This window comes from Micromonospora sp. NPDC049044 (assembly GCF_040649215.1).
Lineage (GTDB): Bacteria > Actinomycetota > Actinomycetes > Mycobacteriales > Micromonosporaceae > Micromonospora.
In genome coordinates, this window is record NZ_JBEZFA010000034.1 from 68,930 (window position 1) to 88,565 (window position 19,636).

Genomic DNA, 19,636 nt, shown 5'->3' on the forward strand with positions numbered 1-19,636 from the left:
ATGTGGGCGTGGCGGCGGTCGGGGCGCCGGGCGTTGGGGCACCGGACGGTGTGGCGGTGGAGACGCCGGTTGGCGCGTTCGTGGCGGATGCCGGTCGATCGGGCCCAGCAGTCGGTCCGGTGTCGGCCAGCGCTCCGGTGTTGGCCCTCAATCCGGTGTTGGCCCTCAATCCGGTGTCGGCCGACGAGCCGGTGTCGGCCGACGAGCCGGTGTCGGCCGACGAGCCGGTGTTGGTCGACGAGCCTGTGTCGGCCAGCGGCCCGGTGTTGGCCGACGAGCCGGTGTCCAGGTCCGGGCCGGCCGGATCGGCTGCGGGTGCCTCATCGACGTCGATCTGATCGGTGCCGGCGTTGGGTTGCGGTGCTGGCTCCGGTGTTTCCTCGGCTGCCTCGATGACCGAGGCTGCCGAGGCGGCTTCCGCGGCGGCCTGCGCGGCGGCAGCGGCATCCGCGGCGGCGGACTGGGCCAGCAGACTGGACGGCGCCTGCCACTGGATTCGGGGCGGCTCGGCGAGCGGACGGCCGCCGAACTCGGCGAGCCAGGCGGCGACGAGCGCCAGATTCTCCCGCCACTGCGACTCGGAGATCGGCGGCAGGATCGAATCCCACAGCGACAGGAAGGTGCCCCGCAACTGGAGCCGACCGTACGGCCGGGCGAGGAACCACATGTGTAGGTGGGCCGAGCCGTCTCCCCACCGGTTCACGTGCACCCGCGCCACGCCGTCGAGCGACCGGATGGCCCGTTCCAGCCGCACGGTCATCACGCCCAGCTCAGCGGCGAGCAGGTTCGGCAGGTCGCCAAGGTCGAGGTGGGTCCGCGATTCCAGGATGAGCACCATGGGTAGGCCGGTGGGCCGGTCCATGGCCCGGACCCGCCACCGCTCGCCGACCCAGATGTAGGCCTCGTCGGGTGCGTTGCAGGCGGTGCATTCCCGGAGACCCTCGCCCTTCCGGGGTGGCTCGACCGGGACCGGATCATCGAGTTGCTTCACGTGGAGGTCGCCCTCGAAGGGAAACGACGGCCACTGCGTGAAGTCCGGGACTGAGGGAGGGGTGTCGTGCACGACGCTGACCCTAACCGAGTCTGGCACCGCTGTCCCTACCTGTTTGACAGCTCCCGGCTGACCGGATCAGTGTCCTCAGTCGGCCAGGTGTGCCACGTCACCACCGGCCGGTAAACCGGTATCCACAGGCTGCCGAGATCGCCAACACAGGCCGTCATCCACAGGCTCGCACCCGCTCCCACGCGCTGTTTCACGTGAAACAGGGGGTACCTGTGGACAACGGGTGTGGATAACTTTTTGGCCGGTCGGTCGTTGTCCGCGGAGCGCTGAACCGCCCGGCACCAACTGCTCCGACAGCGCCGGCCGAACGAGGGCGATCTGCCACCCTCTGCCGCTTCGGAAGCTACGGGAACGGGCCGTCGCAGCCGACCGTTCACCGGCCTCGACAGCTCGATCGTCCCTCGTCGGCAATCGCCGTGCCGACGGCCTCGGGTGTCCCCGCCGCCGCGTCGCCGACGGCTGGCAGACCGGGCGGTCAAGCACCAGCGCTCCAAGCTCTCGCCGACGGTCAAGCACCGGAAGCCTTCCCAACGGTCAGGCACCGGCGGCCGGAGGCTGGCGACGGTCGAGCACCAACAACCGGACGCCACTGTCGCGCCTCGGGCACACCGCCAACCGGACGCCACGATCGCGCCTCGGGGGCACACCCACAACCGGACGCCACGATCGTGCCTCGGGCAGAACAACGACCGGGGCGCCACCGCCGCGCATCTGGGCGTATCAACAACAGGAGGACCTCGCCGGGCCGTCGAGCACCCAACAGCCGGCATCACCCCGCGCCTCTGCCGCACCGACGAGGGGACGGCCTCGCGGCTGGTTGAGTGCCAATGAGCCGGAGACACCTCAACCTCAGCACGACCGGAGGCACCGCCCGGGGCCCGGGAGCCAGCGACCGGAGGTGGCGGCCGAACGCCGACGGCAGACGAGTAGCGCCAGCGCGAGGCGACCGGGGGTCGCATTCGGGCCCAGAGGCCGTGCGGGAGGTCCGAGCCGGCCGGAGGTCACCCTGCGGCCTGCGTGGCGGCAGCGGGCCGCTCAGCGGCCGCAGCGGCATCGCACTGTCGTTCTCTGGGCGCGCCTCGCAGGCTTCCTGGCGTGGCCCCTCCACGTTTCACGTGAAACGGGCCTCGTCTGCCGAGCCGGGTTTGCCGAGTGCCGCCCGCCGGTCCGCCGGTCCGCCGGAGGGAGCAACGGGTCTGCGTGGCGCACGGTCACCCCTGTCGGGGTCGGCAACCACGATTTACGTCTCAGAGAACTCCGCTGGACGAGCCTGAAACGGCGGCCGTTTCACGTGAAACGCGGTCAACCGGATGCGGAACGGCCGCGCTACCCGGAGGGGTGCGCGGCCGTTGGCGGAGAGGGCCGGCTCAGTCCCCGCTCTCCTCCTGTTGAACTCCGATGATTCCGACGATCCGCTCAAGGTCGTCCACTGTCGCGAACTCGATGGTGATCTTCCCCTTGCTCCGGCCGATGTCGACCTTCACCCGGGTATCGAACCGGTCCGACAGTCGGTCGGCGAGATCGGTCAGGGCCGGCGCGTGCGCCTTCGGCCGGCGCTTCGCGGCCTGTCCCTTCGCCGGCCCGTCGTTGAGGGTCAGGGCAACGATCTCCTCGGTCGCCCGAACTGACAGGCCCTCCGCCACGATCCGCAGCGCCAACTGCTCCTGCGCCTCGGTGTCATCGAGGCTCAGTAGCGCGCGGGCGTGGCCCGCCGACAGGATCCCCGCAGCGACCCGGCGCTGCACCTGAGCCGGCAGGTTGAGTAGCCGGATCGTGTTGGAGATCTGCGGGCGGCTCCGGCCAATCCGTCGGGCCAACTCCTCGTGGGTGGCCCCGAACTCCTCAAGCAGTTGCTGATAGGCGGCGGCCTCTTCGAGAGGGTTCAGATTGGCCCGGTGGATGTTCTCCAGCAGGGCGTCGCGGAGCATGGCGTCGTCACGGGTGTCCCGGATGATCGCCGGAATGCTGTCTCGCCCCACAGCCTGGGCGGCCCGCCACCGCCGCTCGCCCATCACCAGCTCGTACTTCTCGTCGTCGAGCTGTCGAACCACGATGGGCTGAAGGAAGCCGACCTCCTGGATGGAGGTCTTGAGTTCCTCCAGAGCCTCCTCGTCGAAGACCTGGCGGGGCTGCTTCGGGTTGGGCAGGATCGCGTCGACGGAAATCTCGGCGAATCGCGCTCCGGGTACCGGGCTGAGCGTGGACTCCGGCTCGTGCACCGTCGCCAGGGCGGGCACTGCCGGGGCGGCCGGGGTGCCGGCGTCGTCCGCGTACTCGATCTCCGGCTCTGCCGTCACGGTGTCGGCGGCACCCGGCACCGGCCCGGTCGGGATCAGTGCCCCCAGGCCCCTACCCAGACCGCCCCGAGGACGGTTCTTCATGCCTCGCCTCCCAGCGACTCGTCCGCACTACGCATTCCGGCCCACCGGCTCCTTGACGCCGCGCTCGGCAATCTCCTGGGCGGCCTCGAAGTAGCTCGTGGCACCCCGCGACCCGGGATCGTAGGTCATCACCGACTGGCCATAGCTGGGTGCCTCGGAGACCCGGACATTGCGGGGGATGACCGCCTGGAGGACCTTGTCGCCGAAGTGGTTCCGGACGTCCTGCTCGACCGCGTCGGCCAACCGGGTACGCCGGTCGTACATCGTCAGGAGGATGGTGGAGACGTCAAGCTTCGGGTTGAGGTGCTGGCGTACCAGGTTGATGTTGTTGATCAGCTGGTTGAGCCCCTCCAGGGCGTAGTACTCGCACTGGATCGGGATCAGCACCTCCTGGGCGGCAACCAGGGCGTTGACCGTGAGCAACCCGAGCGAGGGCGGGCAGTCGATAAAGACATAGTCGAACTCGCCCGGGTAGGCGGCGATCGCGCGGTCCAGGCGCGACTCCCGCGCCACCACCGACACCAGCTCGATCTCGGCGCCGGCCAGGTCGATGGTCGCGGGTACGCACCAGAGATTGGGGATGCCCTCGACCGCCTGCGCCACCTCGGCCAGCGGCACGCTGTTGATCAGACAGTCGTAGACGTCCGGGATGCCGGTGTGATGCGGGACGTTGAGCCCGGTGGAGGCGTTGCCCTGCGGATCGAGGTCGACCACGAGCACCCGGTTGCCGTGCAGGGCGAGTGCCACCGCAAGGTTGACGGTGGTCGTGGTCTTACCCACGCCGCCCTTCTGGTTGGCGACGCACATGACCCGGGTCCGGTCGGGCCGAGGCATTGTCACCTCGCCACTGGGATTCAGGATCTGCACGGCGCGCATCGCCTCCATAGCCAACGGTGGGTCATCCTCTTCGCGCGTCGGGGTTTCACGTGAAACGTACGTGGGGTCGGTCGCCACGGCGGCCAACGACTCGGTCGAAGCGACAGGTGGATCGGCACTCACCGCCGTGGCGTCCCGAACAGCCGCCGCGCTGGGCTGGTGGGGGACCGCCGGCTCGAAGCGAACCGCCCGCGCGGTGTTGCGTCGTCCCAACGTCTGCCGCACCTCAACGACATTCGCCGGGCGGGTCGAACCCTCCGATGGCCGTCGAGCCGCCGCCGGGTCCACAACTTCGGGACCGGTCTGTTGCGCCGCTGGATCTCCGCCGAACACCGACGGATCAACGTCCGCAGGTTGGATGGCTGGCCCGGTCGTGCCGGGCGACCAGCTCGGGTAGTCGGTTTCACGTGAAACGGGATCGCTAGTCGACCCGGTCACGCGTGGATCGTCGTACCTGCCGTCGTCATGCACCTGTCATCCCTGCCCGCTTCGGATGGTCGGTCCGCGCCCCGGTCAACTTGGCCACACCCACGCTCGCAACCCGGAGCGTACGGCCCTCGGGAGCGGTCGGAGACCCGCGACGTCCGTCGCCCGCTCCACACTATCGACGCGCGGTCAGCCTACGGCGGACGGGCGCGGCCGGTCCACGTCGGGTTCTCATCCGGTTGTCCATCCGTACCGGTACAACGAGGCAACCCGCCCGCCGGAAGCCCGCCGACCCGAAGTGTGTCAGCGTCGGCGGGGGCGGCCGCCGCGCGAGCGCTTGGTGGCCGCCACCCGTGGCGGGCCGACCATTCGCTCGCGCACGATCTCCACGACGGTGGTGGGCGGATCGATCACCCCGGTCCCGCAGAGGTGCACTGCCGGTTCCCCACCGCCGAGTCGCGCCACCACCTCGGCGTGCTCCTCGATCTCCGCAGCCGCTGACGAACCCTTGAGCGCCAGCAGCCGGCCGCCACGGACCGCCAATGGGAGGCTCCAGCCCGCCAGGCGATCCAGTGGCGCTACCGCGCGGGCGGTCACCACGTCGCCGCTTATCGGTTCACGACCGCTCGACCCGGTAGCCGCCTCGTCCGCCCGACCACGGAACACCCGCACCGACTTGGCCAGACCGAGTCGTTCGACGACCTCGATCAGGAACGAGGTGCGCCGCGCGAGCGGCTCGATAAGGGTGACAGTGAGATCCGGGCGCGCGATGGCCAGGACCAGACCCGGCAGGCCAGCACCGGAGCCCACGTCGAGAACCGTCGCGCCGGACGGGATTCGCTCGGCGACCACGGCGCAGTTGAGCAGGTGCCGGTCCCAGATGCGAGGTGCCTCCCGGGGGCCGATCAGACCGCGGACCACCCCGTCGGTGACCAACAGCTCGGCGTACGCGGCAGCCAGGTCGAGACGATCGCCGAAGAGGGTACGTGCGGCCGGGGCCAGCTCGGGCGGCAGCGCCGCGTCAGCTGGTGACGGGGCGGCGTCGAGTCGGTCCGATTCGGCGTCGGCCCCGGCGGGCTGGACAGCGGACGGCCCGAGCGGCGTGCCGCCCGGGCCGGTCACGGCGTCAGCCGTGCTGTCGTCGTGGGTCACCCGGTCAGTCCACCGGCCGTACGACGATGCGCCGGTTCGGCTCCACGCCCTCGGACTCGCTCGCCACACCGGACATGGCGTTCACCACGTCGTGCACGCACTTGCGCTCGAAGGCCGACATCGCGTCCAGGCGGACCGGCTCGCCGTACTCCTTGACCTTCTCGACGGCGTTCTTGGCGACCGCGGCGAGTTCCTTGCGACGGTTCGCCCGGTAGCCGCCGACGTCGAGCAGCAGCCGGCTCGGGGTGCCGGTCTGCCGGAAGACCGCGAGGCGGGTCAGCTCCTGAAGCGCCTCAAGGGTGGCTCCCCGCTGGCCGACCAGGTTCTGCAACCGCTCGCCGACCACCTCGACCATCGGACGCCCAGCGGCGACCAACTCGTCGATGTCACCGTCGTAGTCGAGGATGTCGAGCAGCCCTTCGACGTAGTCGGCAGCGATCTCGCTCTGCCGGAACAGGTCGCTTTCGCTCACCGCCTTCTTCACCCTGCCGCCAGCCGCGGCATCGGTGTCCTCGTCGGCCGCGCTGTCGTCGTCGGTTTGGGTGTCGTCGCCGTCCACCGCGAGCGTCGCGGTCTCCTCCTCGTCCAAGGACTGCTCGGCGCGGGGGATGCTGGTCTCGGTCACGGTCTCATCTCCGTACTCGCTCGGCCGGACCGTCGGGTCCGACTGGTTTCCCGGGGCCGGCTGGAGGTCGCCGGTGCCCGCGGGCACGTCTGTACGGGCAGTGTCGCCCGTGGCCGCGCGATGCGCGGTCGGTTCCGCTCGGCGCCACCGGACGGCGGCTGCTCGGTGCGGAACGGGCCGTCGTCGGTCACCCGACGACGGCCCGCGGAGGTCAGCCCTGCCGCTTGGCGGGACGGCTCTTCTTCGGGTTGTTCGCCGGCTTGGCCCCCGGCTTCGGCCCGGCCACCTTGGGTGCGGTCGCCTTGACCGGCGCCGCCGGTGCCGTCTTGCCACGACCGAACAGACCACCGGACTTGGCGGGCTGCACCGGGTTGCGACTGGCGGCGGGGGCGGCGGTCTTCTTGGCGGTCACCGGCGGCGGGAACTTCCGCAGCACCCACTGCTGCTGGCCGAGGGTGAAGAGGTTGTTGGTGACCCAGTAGATGATGACGCCGATCGGGAAGATCGCGCCGGAGATCAGCAGCGACGCCGGAATGCCGTAGAGCATCAGCCGCTGGATCATCCGCTGTTGCGGGTCCTCCGCCCAGCCGGTCTTGAGGATCATCTGCCGGCTGGTCAGGTAGGTGGTCGTGATCATGATCAGGACCAGGATGCCGGCAATGATCTTGACGGTGCTGCCGGTGGCGCCGAGGCGGGACAACTCGTCGGCCGTCGAGCCGAACTTGCCGGCGATCGGGGCGGTGAAGAGCTTCGCCTGCGAGGCGCTCTCGAACTGGTTGACGGTCCACCCGTACAGGGTCTTGCCGCCGTTCGCCGGGTCCAGCCGCTTCAACGTGTGGAAGAGGCCCAGGAAGACCGGGATCTGAAGGAACATCGGAAGGCAACCCATGAGCGGGTTGGCCTTCTCCTTCTTGTAGAGCTCCATCATTTCTTTCTGGAGCGTCTCCCGGTCACCCTTGTGCTTCTCCTGAAGCTCCTTGACCTTGGGCTGGAGCGCCTGCATCGCCCGCTGGGACTTGATCTGCTTGACGAAGACCGGGAACAGGATCACCCGGACGGTGACCACCAGGAAGATGATGGACAGGATCCAGGCGAAGTTGGTGCCGATCACCGCGCCGACCGGCACCCCGATGGCGTCCCAGGCAGAGTGCCAGGTCAGCAGGATCCACGAAATCGCGTAGTAGATCCAGTCGAGACTCAGACTCAATTCGGGGCTCCAGTCACATCAGCACGGCGGCGGCTGCCCGGCTCCGGCACCGGGTCATGTCCACCAGGGTGAAAGGGGTGGCAGCGCAACAGCCGCCGGACCGCCAGCGCGGCTCCCCGGAGCGCGCCGTGCCGGGCGACCGCCTCCTGGGCGTACGCGCTGCACGACGGGTAGAACCGACAGCGGGCCGGCAGCGCCGGACTTATCCACCGACGGTACGCGATGATGGGCGCGATCAGCACCTTGGCACCGGTTGTCGACGCGCGTGGACTGGTCTTGTCGGCACCGGTCATCGGGGCCGCCGTTCGCGGGGCGACCGGGCGACCGCGATGGCGGCGTCCAGGTCGGTGGCCAGGCGGGGATATGACGCCACCGCGGCTGCGGGCAGCGCCCGGACGACCAGGGTGCTGCCGGCGGGCAGGGCGGTCAGCCGGTCCCGGACCAGTGCCCGCAGTCGACGCTTGACCCGGTTGCGGACCACCGCGTTACCGACAGCCTTGGACACGACGAAGCCGGCGCGGGACGGCACGGATGACTGCTCCGCACTGTCGTCCCGCACCGGCTCCGACGAGGTCGAGATGCTGGGGTCGGCGAGCGCCGGCACGGTCAGATGGACCACGACGGCGCCTCGTCCGACGCGTCGGCCACCGCGAACCGCTGCGGCGAAGTCAGTGCTGCGCCGCAGTCGCTGCGCGGCGGCCAGCACGACTGCCCACGTCCCCTGACCGGCCCGGTCGGCTCAGGCCGACAGGGTGGTGCGACCCTTGGCGCGACGGCTCGAGAGGATGGCACGGCCGGCACGGGTGCGCATGCGCAGCCGGAAGCCGTGGGTCTTCGCGCGCCGGCGGTTGTTCGGCTGGTAGGTGCGCTTGCTCACGTCAGGCTCTCCGTTTTCGTACGCGCCCCGCGCGACGGGATCGCCGGGGTCGTGTGGTGGTGTCCAGGCCACCTCGACGGTGGCCTCCGATCGGTGCTGTCCGACGGTGCGGGACCTCGACGACGCGGGGGATGCGACCGCGGACAGCAAGCACCCATCACCCTAGCAGAGGGCGAGAAAGCAGCCGTTCCAGCCTACGCAGGGGGGCAATGACCGTCAAACACCCCGAGCAGCGGACAAGCGGCGGACAACGGGACGCGCCCGAGGCCGAAGGGCGGTTTTCGCTGATGCCGACAAGGGCGCCCTCGCGTCGCCGGTTGATGGCGCAGGGACAACGCTGTTACCGTGCCCGATTGCGGTGAGCGTCGGAAGCTCCGGTCGTCGCACAGGCAAGACCGGACAAGGCAGTGAATCGTTCGGCACGGTGAACCCGCTTCAGCGCCCGTCCAGGCAGGGGCAGGTCGCACCCGCGTCCGGCGGCGGCCACAATCGGTCGGTACACAGGCTGTGGATAACTTGTGGATGACCACCGGTCGACAGCCGGGTGGGTGTTGTTCCACCCGCGAACGCGGCGGGCCCGGGATGGCCGGCTGGCAGACAGCGGCGGCCGGGAGCAGAAGCGAGGGGGTGGCACGACGGTGGCCGGTACGACCGACCTTGCCGCAGTGTGGTTAGCGGCGACCGACGAGCTCGCCGACGAGATCATCTCCGCCCAACAGCGTGCCTATCTCCGCCTGACCCGACTGCGGGCGATCGTCGAGGACACCGCTCTGCTCTCGGTGCCTGACGCGTTCACCCGGGACGTGATCGAGTCACGGCTGCGTCCCGCGATCACCGAGGCGCTCACCCGGCGGCTGGGCCGACCGATCCAGGTGGCGGTCACCGTTCGGGTGGCCGAGGACGCCACCGGCCGACCCGCCGGCACCGTCTACCGCAGCGCCCCGGAGACCAGCCCGTTCGACGTCGAGGGTCCGGCTGCCGCACCCTTCGACGACGACCAGGGCGCCCGACCGCACGCCGAGATGATGATCCCTGAGCAGTCACCCGCGCCGCGACCACCCGAGCCGGTCGCGCCACCCGCGCCCGCGGGTCCGCCGCTCGCGCCGAGCGTCGACTCGCATCGGCCGGGGATGATCCCCGCCAGCAGGGACGGCCAGGAAGCGCTGTTCAGCGCCGCCTTCGCGGAGCCGATGCGGTCCCCCCGACCTGGCGCCGACCGGCGCGGCTACGACGAGCAGGCCGCTCGCCTCGACCCGCCCGGCCCGGACACCCGGCCCTACGAGCCCCGCTACCGGGAAGACTCGGCGTCCCCGCGCGACCAGCATGTGATCCGCGCGATGCCCCGCGACGGTGGCACGGACAGCGGACCGGGCCGCAGCGGCGTGGACCACCGGACGGGTGCCCGCGACGACCGCCGGCTGCCCGGCGCCGACACCGGCGGCAACCGGCTCAACCCGAAGTACATGTTCGAGACGTTCGTCATCGGCTCGTCCAACCGGTTCGCCCACGCGGCGAGCGTGGCGGTGGCGGAGTCACCGGCGAAGGCGTACAACCCGCTGTTCATCTACGGGCACTCCGGTCTGGGCAAGACCCACCTACTGCACGCCATCGGGCACTACGCCACGACGCTCGGCAACGCCCGCTCGGTCCGGTACGTCTCGACCGAGGAGTTCACCAACGACTTCATCAACTCGCTCCGGGACGACAAGACAAGTGCGTTCCAGCGGCGCTACCGCGACGTCGACATCCTGTTGATCGACGACATCCAGTTCCTGGAGAACCGCGAGCGTACGCAGGAGGAGTTCTTCCACACCTTCAACACCCTGCACAACGCCAACAAGCAGATCGTGATCACCTCCGACCGGTCGCCGCGCCAGCTCGCCACCCTGGAGGACCGGATGCGAACCCGGTTCGAGTGGGGGCTGCTTGCCGACATCCAGCCACCGGACCTGGAGACGCGGATCGCGATCCTGCAGAAGAAGGCGGCGCAGGAGCGGATGTACGCCCCGCCGGACGTGCTGGAGTTCATCGCCTCCCGGGTGTCGAACTCGATCCGGGAACTGGAGGGGGCACTGATCCGGGTGACGGCGTTCGCCAGCCTGACCCGGTCGACAGTCGAGCTGTCCCTGGCCGAGGAGGTGCTCCGGGACTTCATGCCCGACGGCGCCGGTCCGGAGATCAACGCCGACCAGATCATGGCCTCCACCGCCGACTACTTCGGGGTGAGCCTGGAGGACCTGCGCGGTCAGTCCAGGTCCCGGGTGCTCGTCAACGCCCGGCAGGTGGCCATGTACCTGTGTCGGGAGTTGACCGAGCTGTCGTTGCCCCGGATCGGGCAGGCGTTCGGTGGCCGGGACCACACCACTGTGATGCACGCCGACCGGAAGATCCGTCAGCAGATGGCGGAGCGGCGCTCGCTCTACAACCAGATCGCCGAGCTGACCAACCGGATCAAGCAGAACAGCTGACGCGTACGCCGCCGTCGTGGCGGCCCGCAGCCCAGGAAACGCCCGACCGGATCTTCGGTCGGGCGTTTTTCGGCCCACCGGCTGGACTCTCGACATGGTGTAGGCCACAGCATGGAGGCCGTGACCGCCTCGATCCCCAGTCGTTGTCCACAGCTCGTTATCCACCGCCGGTGGATAACTACGGTCCGTCCTCCGCCGGTTACCCACAGGCTGTGGAGAAACCCTGTGTACGGAGCTGTGGACGCCTGGGGACAACCGACACGTTTTCCACCGATGAGCGGCTGCCTGTGTACGAGCTGTTGAAGGTTCTGGGGATGACGGCAATGGTGATCTTCATCGTCATCCACAGGCTTGGGGAGAAAGTCGGTGGATTACCGGTGGACAACCGGTGGACAACGGTGGACAACCAGCCGCCGAGACCGGGCTGTGGACAGGCAAGCCGGTTGTCCCCCCGGTTCTCCACAGCTAAATCACCTGTAGATAACCTGTCTGAGCTGCCCAGACTCGGGTTTTCCACAGTTTGCACAGGTGCGATGAAGACGATGAGTTATCTCTTCTAAGAGAACAAAAACCAATCATCACCGTTGGGCTTTCTGTGGATCGTGCCGAACGCTGCCCGATCGACCGGTCAGCACCGACACGAACCATGGGGTCGGGCGCACAGCCGATGCCCCCGCGCCCTAAGGTGCGATGGGTACCCGCACGGTCGGGCGGGACGGTAGGCAGCGGTCGGCATGAGAGAGTTGTCGCTGACGTCGACGCGGAGGCATTTATGAAGTTCCGAGTGGAGCGCGACGCGCTCGCCGAGGCCGTGGCGTGGACCGCGAAGAGCCTGCCCAACCGGCCATCCGTGCCGGTGCTTGCCGGTGTGATGCTCCGGGTCACCGACGGCAACCTGCGGGTTTCCGGGTTCGACTACGAGGTCTCCAGCCAGGTGACCGTCGAGGTGCAGGGTGACGCCGACGGCGCCGCCCTGGTCTCCGGCCGCCTGCTCGCCGAGATCACCAAGGCGTTGCCGGCCAAGCCGGTGGACATCGCCGCGGTCGGTGCCCACCTTGAGCTGGTCTGTGGCAGCGCCCGGTTCACACTGCCCACCATGCCGGTGGAGGACTACCCCGCGCTGCCCGAGATGCCGCAGAGCGCCGGCACTGTGGACGCGGCCGCGTTCGCCACAGCGGTCTCCCAGGTGGCCATCGCCGCCGGCCGGGACGAGACGCTGCCGATGATGACCGGCGTCCGCGTCGAACTCTCCGGCAACACGTTGTCGATGCTCGCCACCGACCGGTACCGGCTGGCGCTGCGCGAGATCCAGTGGCAGCCGGACGACCCCGAGGTGAGCATCAACGCCCTGGTGCCGGCCCGCACCCTGAACGACACCGCCAAGGCCCTTGGCCCCTTGGGCGGCGAGGTCACCCTCGCCCTTGCCCAGGGAGCTGCCGGCGAGGGCATGGTCGGCCTTGCTGGCGGCACCCGGCGCACCACCAGCCGCCTGCTCGACGGCGCCAACTACCCGCCGGTGCGGTCGCTCTTCCCGGCCACCCACAACGCCGCCGCCCGGGTGTCGGTGAGCACCCTCATCGAGGTCGTCAAGCGGGTCGCGCTTGTCGCCGAGCGGACCACCCCGGTGCTGCTGAGCTTCAGCGCCGACGGCCTGGTGGTCGAGGCCGGCGGTTCCGAGGAGGCACGGGCCAGCGAGGCGATGGAGGCCACCTTCACCGGTGACGCGCTGACCATTGGGTTCAACCCGCAGTACCTCATCGACGGCCTGGCCAACCTCGGTTCGCAGACCGCCGTGCTCTCGTTCGTCGACGCCTTCAAGCCCGCGGTGATCTCACCCGCCGGCGAGGATGGAGAGGTCATTCCGGGGTACCGGTACCTCATCATGCCGATCCGCGTCTCGCGCTGATCGCGCCAAGCAACACCCAGATCCACGGAGGTAGAAACACATGCAGCTCGGCCTTGTAGGACTCGGCCGTATGGGCGGCAACATGCGGGAGCGGTTGCGTGCCGCTGGTCACGAGATTGTCGGTTTCGACCACAACGCCCAGCTCAGCGACGTTCCGACCCTCGCGGGTCTGGCCGAGAAGCTTGAGTCACCCCGTGCGGTCTGGGTCATGGTGCCCGCCGGCGTCACCGACGCCACAATCGACGAACTGGCCGAGGTGCTCGGCGAGGGCGACATCATCATCGACGGCGGCAACTCGCGCTTCAGTGACGACGCGCCCCGGGCCGAGCGGCTCAACGCGCGGGGCATCGGCTACATCGACGTCGGCGTCTCCGGCGGCGTCTGGGGCCGGCAGAACGGCTACGGGCTGATGGTCGGCGGCGCCCAGGAGCACGTGGACCGGCTGATGCCGATCTTCAGCGCGCTCAAGCCGGAGGGCGAGTTCGGCTTCGTGCACGCCGGGCCGGTCGGCGCGGGACACTACTCGAAGATGGTGCACAACGGCATCGAGTACGGCCTGATGCACGCCTACGCCGAGGGTTACGAGCTGATGGCGGCCTCGGAGTTGGTGACGAATGTGCCGGGCGTCATCAAGTCCTGGCGGGAGGGCACCGTCGTCCGGTCCTGGCTGCTCGACCTGCTGGACCGGGCGCTCGACGAGGACCCGGAGCTGGCCGACCTGAGCGGCTACACCGAGGACACCGGCGAGGGCAGGTGGACAGTCGACGAGGCGGTCCGGCTGGGGGTGCCGCTGAACGTCATCACCGCGTCGCTGTTCGCCCGGTTCACCTCGCGGCAGGACGACTCCCCGACCATGAAGGCCGTCTCCGCGCTGCGTCAGCAGTTCGGTGGCCACGCCGTCCACAAGCGCTGAGCGGTATCCACAACCTGTGTATGTCCACCGGCTGGAACTTGTCGACTTCCGCTCGTACGAGCGGGTGGCCGTCGACCTCCAGCCGGGGGCGAACGTCCTGACCGGTGCCAACGGCGTGGGCAAGACCAACCTCGTCGAGGCGCTCGGCTACGTGGCGACCCTCGACTCACACCGGGTGGCCACCGACGCGCCGTTGGTCCGGATGGGCGCCACCGCCGCGGTGATCCGCTGCGTGGTGGTGCACGACGGCCGGGAGCTCCTCGTCGAGTTGGAGATCGTGCCCGGCAAGGCCAACCGGGCCCGGCTGGGCCGCTCACCGGCGCGGCGGGCCCGGGACGTGCTCGGCGCCCTACGACTCGTGCTCTTCGCCCCGGAGGACCTCGAGTTGGTCCGGGGCGACCCGTCCGAGCGCCGCCGCTACCTGGACGACCTGCTCGTCAACCGGCAGCCCCGGTACGCGGGTGTGCGGGCCGACTACGAGCGGGTGGTCAAGCAACGCAACGCACTGCTGCGCACCGCGTACCTGGCTCGCAAGACCGGCGGGTCGCGCGGCGGCGACCTCGGCACCCTGGCCGTCTGGGACACCCACCTGGCCCAGCACGGCGCGGAGCTGCTCGCCGGCCGACTGGAACTCGTGGCCGCGCTCACCCCGCACGTGGCCAAGGCGTACGACGCGGTGGCCGCCGGCCGGGGTGCGGCGAGCATCTCCTACCGTCCCTCGATCGAGTTGGCCGAGCCGACCACCGACCGGGCCGTGCTTGCCGACGCACTCACCGCCGCCCTGGCCGCGTCCCGGTCCGCGGAGATCGAACGGGGCACCACCCTGGTCGGGCCGCACCGCGACGAGCTGGCGCTGGCCCTCGGCCCGCTTCCCGCCAAGGGGTACGCCAGCCACGGTGAGTCGTGGTCGTTCGCGCTGGCGCTTCGGCTGGCCGGGTACGACCTGCTGCGCGCCGACGGCATCGAGCCGGTGCTGGTGCTCGACGACGTCTTCGCGGAGCTGGACACCGGGCGCCGGGAGCGGCTGGCGGAACTGGTCGGCGGGGCGAGTCAGCTGCTTGTCACCTGCGCGGTGGACGATGATGTGCCGGTGGCTCTGCGCGGCACCCGCTACCAGGTTGGCGAAGGGACGGTACGCCGTGTCGGATGAGCCACGCCCCGATCGAGCGGAGACCGGCAAGAGCGAGGCCGCAGCCGCGCCCACCCCCGGGGCGGCGGGCGCCAGCGGGCCCGAGCTGGCTCGGGCGGTGCTCGACGCGGCGCTGTCCCGGCGGCAGGCGGCGGCCCGTGCGCGGCGTACCCCGGGTGGGGCGGGCGGCGACGCGGCCGGCGGGTCGGGGCGGCGGTTGCGCGGCTACTCCGGGCCCGGCCCCGACCCGCGCGACCCGCAGCCGCTGGGCGCGGTGCTGAACCGACTGGTGAAGGCGCGGGGCTGGCAGCAGCCGGCAGCCGAGGCCACCGTGTTCGGTGCCTGGGAGCGAGTCGTCGGCGCGGAGATCGCCCAGCACAGTCGCCCGGTCAAGCTGGAGAACGGCGAGCTGACCGTGGAGGCGCGCTCGACCGCCTGGGCGACCCAACTGCGACTGCTCGCCGGCTCGCTGCTCAAGCAGATCGCCAGCGAGGTCGGCCACAACGTGGTGCGCAAGCTGCACATCCACGGCCCGGCCGCGCCCTCCTGGGGGAAGGGGCCACGCCGGGTCCGCGGCCGGGGCCCCCGCGACACGTACGGCTGAGCCGGCTGTCAGCCGTTCCGCGCCGCACGGGCCGCTCGCCGCTGTTCGCGCTGCTCCCGGCTGTGGCGCTTACGCTCGGCCAGGTCGCGTTTCCACGCCTCGCGGGCCTCGGCCGAGCCGCCCTGCACCGCACCCTGGACACCCTCGGCCGGGCCGGCGAGGTGCCGGAAGGCCCAACTCAGGAGTCGGCCGCCCTCGCCCGGAGCTTTGGTGGCCGCGCCGTCCTCGCTCATCTGCCGCCCTTTCCGCTCGCGTCCGCCCGCCCGTCGCACGGGCAGAGGATTGGGGCACCAATGCTTTGTACACCAATGATCGGTAGAGTAGTCACCGTGCCAGGTGAGAGCAACCGATGAGCGAGCGACCCGACGACGTCGACCCGTTGGCGTTGGAGCAGCAGGTCTGCTTCGCCCTGTCGGTGGCCGCGCGCAGCGTGGTGGCCGTCTACCGGCCACTGCTGGAACCGATGGGCCTGACGCATCCGCAGTACCTGGTCATGTTGGCGCTCTGGCAGCACGCGCCGCTGTCCGGTCGTGACCTCAGCCGCCTGTTGCAGCTCGACCCGGGCACGCTCTCACCCCTGCTCAAGCGCCTCGAAGCGGCCGGCTACCTACGCCGCGAACGCGACCCCGGCGACGAGCGCAGCCTCGCCGTCACCCTGACCGCGAGCGGCGCCGCGCTGCGGAGCCAGGCGGAGTTGATCCCGGCCGCGATCGTGCGCCGGCTCGGGCTGCCCGTCGAGGACCTGCAACACCTGCACGCGGTGCTCACCCAGGTGATCGCCGCCGCCAACCGGCCGGGCGGCGACCAGCCCACCGCCGGAAGCGGCGCGGTGGGTCAGGCGTCGGCGTAGACGGCGAAACCGCGCTCGGCGCAGCGCCGGTAGAAGGCGGCGAGCACGCCCAGCTCGGCGCAGGTGAAGTTCCACTGCGGCGGGTCGCCGCGCTCGTCACGCAGCGCGTCGAGTCGGCTCTCCAGCCACCGCAGCTGCTGCTCGGCCAGCCTGCCGTCGCCGAGCAGCGAGCGCAGCACCGTGCTCACCGACTCGAAGGTGACCGCCTCACCGTGCGCGCGGTGTCCGGCCACGAACCGCTCGATCCCACTGGCGATCCAGGAGCAGCCGTCCGGGTCGATCACCGGGTCCTCGTCCTCGGCGGCGGCGTCTGTGGCGTACAACACACCTTCCAGGCCGAGCAGCAGATCCACCAACTCGGTGTACGCCGTGGCCCGGATGGTGCCGGTCTTCGCGATCAGCTCGGCCAGCGCCGCCGTCGGCGCGGAGATCCGTGGCAGATCGACGATCTCGCCGAAGTCGACGAACTCGGCCGGCGCGACCGGATCGTAGAAGCGGCCGGTCCGCGGCCAATGCACCGCGACGTTGTCCAGCCCCATCTGTCACCTCTTAAAGAGCACGTGTCGGGTCGATCGGGTCGATCGTCCCGGTTCCGGCCGGTAAAGATCAAGCCTGGTTCCGGAGCGCCGCAAACGTACGGCACGGACGCTCCGGCCGCGACCCCCGACCCGCCCGAGCGCGGGTCAACCCGTTCGGGGGCGGCGCGTGCGATCGGGCCATGGCGTGTGGGGGGAGTCGCGGGCAGCGGGGTTCTGCCGGCTACGGACATCTCAGCCGCCTCTTTGAGGGTGCCGAGTGGTGGTTCTGTCCCCCGCGCACAGTAGGATTGACAGCGAGACGAAGACCCGGTGCGGGAGAGACACGGGGCCGGTGGCCCCAGATTCATTCTCCACGTCGGGTCGAGCCGATCGCGATCCGCGGGCAACCGCGGCGACCGGCGCGTTCGACCCGTTGTCCGGAGGTCTCCGGCACCGGTCCACGCGCCGACGTCGCGTCCTGTCCGCCGAACCCGCGCCCGACGCGCCCTACCGGCGCGGCTGACGCGAGAAAGTGGCCGAGGGTGGCAGCGCAGGACAAGCAGGAGTACGGCGCAGAGTCGATCACCGTTCTTGAGGGTCTGGAGGCGGTCCGCAAGCGGCCCGGTATGTACATCGGGTCGACTGGCGAGCGCGGTCTGCACCACCTCGTGCAGGAGGTCGTGGACAACGCCGTGGACGAGGCGATGGCCGGCTACTGCGACACCATCGACGTGGTGCTGCTGGCCGACGGCGGCGTCCGGGTCACCGACAACGGCCGTGGCTTCCCGGTCGACCTGCACCCGAAGCTCAAGAAGCCGGGCGTCGAGGTCGCGCTGACCGTGCTGCACGCGGGTGGCAAGTTCGACGGCAAGGCGTACGCCGTCTCCGGCGGTCTGCACGGCGTCGGCGTCTCGGTGGTGAACGCCCTCTCCACCAGGATGGCGGTGGAGATCCACAAGAACGGCTTCGTCTGGCGGCAGAAGTACACCAACTCCAAGCCCGACCCGCTGGAGAAGGGTGAGACCACCGACCGCACCGGCTCGGCGGTCTCCTTCTGGCCGGACCCGGACATCTTCGAGACCGTCGAATTCGACTTCCAGACCATCTACCGGCGCCTCCAGGAGATGGCCTTCCTCAACCGCGGCCTGCGGATCCACCTGCTCGACGAGCGGGTCGCCGAGGGCGAGGAGGGCAAGCCACGCGAGGTGACCTTCCTCTACGAGGACGGCATCGCCGACTTCGTCCGGCACCTCAACGCCTCGAAGAACCCGATCCACAAGACGGTGGTCCAGTTCGACGCCGAGGAGGCGGAGGAGGGCATGGCGGTCGAGATCGCCATGCAGTGGAACGAGTCGTACGGCGAGTCGGTCTACACCTTCGCCAACACCATCAACACCCACGAGGGCGGCACCCACGAGGAGGGCTTCCGCTCCGCGTTGACAAGCGTGGTCAACCGGTACGGCGCCGACAAGAAGCTGCTCAAGGGCGACGAGAAGCTCTCCGGTGAGGACATCCGGGAAGGGCTCGCGGCGATCATCTCGGTCAAGCTGACCAACCCGCAGTTCGAGGGTCAGACCAAGACCAAGCTGGGCAACACCCCGGTGAAGAGCTTCGTGCAGCGGGTCTGCAACGACCGGCTCGTCGACTGGTTCGACCGCAACCCGGCCGAGGCCAAGATGATCATCACGAAGGCGTCCCAGGCCGCTCGGGCCCGGATCGCCGCGCAGCAGGCGCGCAAGCTGGCCCGGCGTAAGTCGCTGCTGGAGTCCGGCTCGATGCCGGGCAAGCTGGCCGACTGCCAGTCCACCGACCCGCGCGAGTCCGAGGTGTTCATCGTCGAGGGCGACTCGGCCGGTGGCTCGGCGAAGCAGGGTCGCGACCCGAGGACGCAGGCGATCCTGCCGATCCGCGGCAAGATCCTCAACGTGGAGAAGGCCCGGATCGACCGGGTCCTGAAGAACAACGAGGTCCAGGCGCTGATCACCGCGCTGGGCACCGGCATCCACGACGACTTCGACATGGAGAAGCTGCGCTACCACAAGGTGGTGCTGATGGCCGACGCGGACGTCGACGGCCAGCACATCCAGACGCTGCTGCTCACCCTGCTGTTCCGCTTCATGCGTCCACTTGTCGAGCTGGGCCACGTCTACCTGGCCGCCCCGCCGCTCTACAAGATCAAGTGGAACAAGAAGGGCGACGACGCGCAGTACGCCTACTCCGACCGCGAGCGGGACGGGCTGATCGCGCTGCGCCAGCAGAAGAAGCCGAACGCCAAGCCGGACGACATCCAGCGCTTCAAGGGCCTCGGCGAGATGAACTATCCCGAGCTGTGGGAAACCACTATGAACCCGGCAACGCGTACCCTGCGTCAGGTCACGCTCGACGACGCGGCGACAGCCGACGAGTTGTTCAGCGTGCTGATGGGTGAGGACGTCGAGGCGCGCCGGTCGTTCATTCAGCGCAACGCCAAGGACGTCCGGTTCCTGGACATCTGACAGACCGTGGTGGGGGGGGGGGGGGGGGGGCGGCCGCCCCCCCCCCCCCCCCCCCCAAAACCCCCACCCCCCCCCCCCCCAACCCCCGGTTAAGAAACACAAAAAAAATAATAGAAAATTAATTGTATTATATTAAAGGTATCTGC

At 69.8% G+C, this 19,636-nt stretch carries 17 protein-coding genes and 1 pseudogene; 7 read left to right on the plus strand and 11 right to left on the minus strand.

Annotated features, from left to right (window positions below; genetic code table 11):
- Window positions 1-472 precede the first annotated feature (472 nt).
- From AB0B85_RS25150 to rpmH, 9 genes and pseudogenes are all read right to left on the minus strand, one after another.
- Window positions 473-1,063: pseudogene (locus AB0B85_RS25150) on the minus strand (hypothetical protein); the annotation flags it as partial.
- A 1,367-nt stretch (window positions 1,064-2,430) separates the two neighbouring features.
- Entirely contained in the window at window positions 2,431-3,444 is a 1,014-nt protein-coding gene (locus AB0B85_RS25155) for a ParB/RepB/Spo0J family partition protein (protein ID WP_357411302.1), read from the minus strand.
- Between the two features lie 27 nt (window positions 3,445-3,471).
- Window positions 3,472-4,791 (minus strand): AAA family ATPase, encoded by a 1,320-nt coding sequence (locus tag AB0B85_RS25160; RefSeq protein WP_357411304.1) that lies wholly within the window; start codon window positions 4,789-4,791, stop codon window positions 3,472-3,474.
- Between the two features lie 258 nt (window positions 4,792-5,049).
- Window positions 5,050-5,760 (minus strand): 16S rRNA (guanine(527)-N(7))-methyltransferase RsmG, encoded by a 711-nt coding sequence (gene rsmG / locus AB0B85_RS25165; protein WP_357411333.1) that lies wholly within the window; start codon window positions 5,758-5,760, stop codon window positions 5,050-5,052.
- Between the two features lie 142 nt (window positions 5,761-5,902).
- Window positions 5,903-6,523, minus strand: a complete 621-nt coding sequence (locus tag AB0B85_RS25170) for a R3H domain-containing nucleic acid-binding protein (protein WP_357411306.1) — start codon at window positions 6,521-6,523, stop codon at window positions 5,903-5,905.
- A 211-nt stretch (window positions 6,524-6,734) separates the two neighbouring features.
- Complete coding sequence (gene yidC / locus AB0B85_RS25175; RefSeq protein ID WP_357411336.1) at window positions 6,735-7,724, minus strand: membrane protein insertase YidC; 990 nt, start codon at window positions 7,722-7,724, stop codon at window positions 6,735-6,737.
- Between the two features lie 2 nt (window positions 7,725-7,726).
- Window positions 7,727-8,023, minus strand: a complete 297-nt coding sequence (gene yidD / locus AB0B85_RS25180; protein WP_357411308.1) for a membrane protein insertion efficiency factor YidD — start codon at window positions 8,021-8,023, stop codon at window positions 7,727-7,729.
- Entirely contained in the window at window positions 8,020-8,436 is a 417-nt protein-coding gene (gene rnpA / locus AB0B85_RS25185; protein ID WP_357411310.1) for a ribonuclease P protein component, read from the minus strand. Before rnpA ends, yidD begins: the two co-directional genes overlap by 4 nt.
- Before the next feature lie 33 nt (window positions 8,437-8,469).
- Window positions 8,470-8,607: a 50S ribosomal protein L34 gene (rpmH, locus tag AB0B85_RS25190; protein WP_007453904.1), complete on the minus strand. Its 138-nt coding sequence runs from the start codon at window positions 8,605-8,607 to the stop codon at window positions 8,470-8,472.
- 638 nt (window positions 8,608-9,245) lie between these two features.
- On the opposite strand from rpmH, the gene dnaA reads away from it, so the two are divergent.
- From dnaA to AB0B85_RS25215, 5 genes are all read left to right on the plus strand, one after another.
- On the plus strand, window positions 9,246-11,075 hold the full coding sequence (gene dnaA / locus AB0B85_RS25195; protein ID WP_357411312.1) for a chromosomal replication initiator protein DnaA: 1,830 nt from the start codon (window positions 9,246-9,248) through the stop codon (window positions 11,073-11,075).
- A gap of 772 nt (window positions 11,076-11,847) precedes the next feature.
- Window positions 11,848-12,981: a DNA polymerase III subunit beta gene (gene dnaN / locus AB0B85_RS25200; protein WP_357243002.1), complete on the plus strand. Its 1,134-nt coding sequence runs from the start codon at window positions 11,848-11,850 to the stop codon at window positions 12,979-12,981.
- Window positions 12,982-13,021: 40 nt separating this feature from the next.
- A complete protein-coding gene (gene gnd, locus AB0B85_RS25205) occupies window positions 13,022-13,894 on the plus strand; it encodes a phosphogluconate dehydrogenase (NAD(+)-dependent, decarboxylating) (RefSeq protein ID WP_357411315.1) in 873 nt (290 codons plus the stop codon).
- Between the two features lie 16 nt (window positions 13,895-13,910).
- A complete protein-coding gene (gene recF, locus AB0B85_RS25210; RefSeq protein ID WP_357411317.1) occupies window positions 13,911-15,044 on the plus strand; it encodes a DNA replication/repair protein RecF in 1,134 nt (377 codons plus the stop codon).
- The gene (locus AB0B85_RS25215; protein WP_357411319.1) at window positions 15,034-15,627 is read left to right on the plus strand and encodes a DciA family protein; all 594 of its coding nucleotides are present in this window, start codon (window positions 15,034-15,036) and stop codon (window positions 15,625-15,627) included. The genes recF and AB0B85_RS25215 overlap by 11 nt, the downstream gene beginning before the upstream one ends.
- Window positions 15,628-15,635: 8 nt before the next feature.
- On the opposite strand, the gene AB0B85_RS25220 is transcribed toward AB0B85_RS25215, so the two are convergent.
- Window positions 15,636-15,860, minus strand: coding sequence for a hypothetical protein (locus tag AB0B85_RS25220; RefSeq protein WP_357411321.1), 225 nt, complete (start codon window positions 15,858-15,860; stop codon window positions 15,636-15,638).
- A gap of 116 nt (window positions 15,861-15,976) precedes the next feature.
- On the opposite strand from AB0B85_RS25220, the gene AB0B85_RS25225 reads away from it, so the two are divergent.
- The gene (locus AB0B85_RS25225; protein ID WP_357411323.1) at window positions 15,977-16,477 is read left to right on the plus strand and encodes a MarR family transcriptional regulator; all 501 of its coding nucleotides are present in this window, start codon (window positions 15,977-15,979) and stop codon (window positions 16,475-16,477) included.
- On the opposite strand, the gene AB0B85_RS25230 is transcribed toward AB0B85_RS25225, so the two are convergent.
- Window positions 16,462-17,016: a hypothetical protein gene (locus AB0B85_RS25230; RefSeq protein ID WP_278143236.1), complete on the minus strand. Its 555-nt coding sequence runs from the start codon at window positions 17,014-17,016 to the stop codon at window positions 16,462-16,464. The two genes, AB0B85_RS25225 and AB0B85_RS25230, sit on opposite strands and share 16 nt — an antisense overlap.
- Window positions 17,017-17,537: 521 nt before the next feature.
- Between AB0B85_RS25230 and gyrB the strand changes: the two genes are divergently transcribed.
- Entirely contained in the window at window positions 17,538-19,490 is a 1,953-nt protein-coding gene (gyrB, locus tag AB0B85_RS25235; RefSeq protein ID WP_357411325.1) for a DNA topoisomerase (ATP-hydrolyzing) subunit B, read from the plus strand.
- The last annotated feature ends 146 nt before the right edge of the window (window positions 19,491-19,636 follow it).

Excerpts from the sequence above, each read along its gene's own strand:
- AB0B85_RS25155 (WP_357411302.1), bottom strand. The coding sequence starts at position 3,444 with ATGAAGAACCGTCCTCGGGGCGGTCTGGGTAGGGGCCTGGGGGCACTG.
- yidD (WP_357411308.1), bottom strand. The coding sequence starts at position 8,023 with ATGACCGGTGCCGACAAGACCAGTCCACGCGCGTCGACAACCGGTGCC.
- dnaN (WP_357243002.1), top strand. The coding sequence starts at position 11,848 with ATGAAGTTCCGAGTGGAGCGCGACGCGCTCGCCGAGGCCGTGGCGTGG.
- gnd (WP_357411315.1), top strand. The coding sequence starts at position 13,022 with ATGCAGCTCGGCCTTGTAGGACTCGGCCGTATGGGCGGCAACATGCGG.
- AB0B85_RS25220 (WP_357411321.1), bottom strand. The coding sequence starts at position 15,860 with ATGAGCGAGGACGGCGCGGCCACCAAAGCTCCGGGCGAGGGCGGCCGA.
- AB0B85_RS25225 (WP_357411323.1), top strand. The coding sequence starts at position 15,977 with ATGAGCGAGCGACCCGACGACGTCGACCCGTTGGCGTTGGAGCAGCAG.
- AB0B85_RS25230 (WP_278143236.1), bottom strand. The coding sequence starts at position 17,016 with ATGGGGCTGGACAACGTCGCGGTGCATTGGCCGCGGACCGGCCGCTTC.